The organism is Haliea alexandrii, from assembly GCF_003719295.1.
GTDB classification, from domain to species: Bacteria; Pseudomonadota; Gammaproteobacteria; order Pseudomonadales; family Halieaceae; genus Haliea; species Haliea alexandrii.
Genome location: NZ_RFLW01000010.1, coordinates 1 through 1,282 on the forward strand (window position 1 = coordinate 1; position 1,282 = coordinate 1,282).

At 42.4% G+C, this 1,282-nt stretch carries 1 protein-coding gene; it reads left to right on the top strand.

The window, feature by feature from the left end:
- Positions 1-50 precede the first annotated feature (50 nt).
- Positions 51-1,196 (top strand): hypothetical protein, encoded by a 1,146-nt coding sequence (locus EGJ68_RS18200; protein WP_158283742.1) that lies wholly within the window; start codon positions 51-53, stop codon positions 1,194-1,196.
- The last annotated feature ends 86 nt before the right edge of the window (positions 1,197-1,282 follow it).

The following is a 1,282-nucleotide window of genomic DNA, read 5'->3' on the forward strand; positions in this document are numbered from 1 at the left end:
CCGCGCGCGCCCTTTATGGCGGCGTTATGCGCAAAAAGGGTTAATTCAGCATGGACGATAATACTGCAAGCTTTCTGTCTCAACAGTTATACCCAGACCTAAAAAACTGGATATCAACATTGGCTAAAAAGTTGCGAACGCCTGTAAAAAAAGCAAATGCAAAAGTTTTTTCGTCTCCGCCTGATCTTCTCACTGCTCTAAAATCAAATCATCTCCAAGCTGATGAATGGGTCACTTTAACGTGCAAGCCTTCTACATTCGGCCCATTTCTTCGTAATCATTTTATTTCACCTATTATTGGTCATCATACAAATATGAGACTAGGGCCTCAGGTTTTATCTGAAAATCCTATAATGGGCATTTTGGGACAAGTAACATCCCACTTAAAGCCTGTGGGAATTTATCCACCGATTGACGATGATCTATATCAGCTATGCCTCTATCCATCCGACGCTGAGGCTTTCGGAATGATCGGAATGCTTCCAGGAATGGATAAATTAGTGGAGTACATTCCCGCGGTCTGTTCAGCTAAACACCTTACTTTTAGTAATGTCCCCTGCAACGTCAGAGGTATTGTGCGGCAAGTTAGTCCTAGCATGCTTTTAGAAATAGGCGTTCCAATAGAAAGGTGGGAAGAGTATCGGCAATCTGGTGATATATGGTTTATCGATATAGTAGATGAATATGCCGAAGTATCCCCGCTTGGAGAAGCTGTTACAACTGAAATATGGGGTGGTTTGTACGCAAGCGGACACATGGAAATTGCAGACGGATCAATTCAAATTCAATCACTGGTTGATGGTATGGCCGAAGGTTTTCGTAGTGCTGGATTTGCGCCACATGTAACTCAAAATAAAGCTGCACGTCAGGAAATTATGGTTTATGGAAAAGGCATAAGAGCCGTTATTGATACTAAAGCACCGCTTTATTCAATCCACATGGATGCGGAGCTTGGTCTTGAGTTTTCTTCTAACAAGTTAAAATTCGAGAAAGTTACAAAGTCATATCTTTCTGCTATAGAATCTGTCGCTAAAAACTGTTCCGCTGAAATATCGAACTTGCATGATCTGGATTTTAGTTATACAGAGTCAGCAAAGTCGTATTCGATTTTAAGGTCTAGCGGTGCTGAGTTAATTGCTGACCCAGTTGGAGTTGCCATTAGGGATTGGCATCGTAAGCGAAATAAAAGTGCATAACAATCGCATATTGCCGGACTGTTTTTCCGCTACGCTCCAAACCAGCCGCAAATGCGGGCGTTATGTGTCGGTCTTCTTAGGCAGCA

Coding starts and splice junctions, on each gene's coding strand:
- EGJ68_RS18200 (WP_158283742.1), top strand. CDS start 51: ATGGACGATAATACTGCAAGCTTTCTGTCTCAACAGTTATACCCAGAC.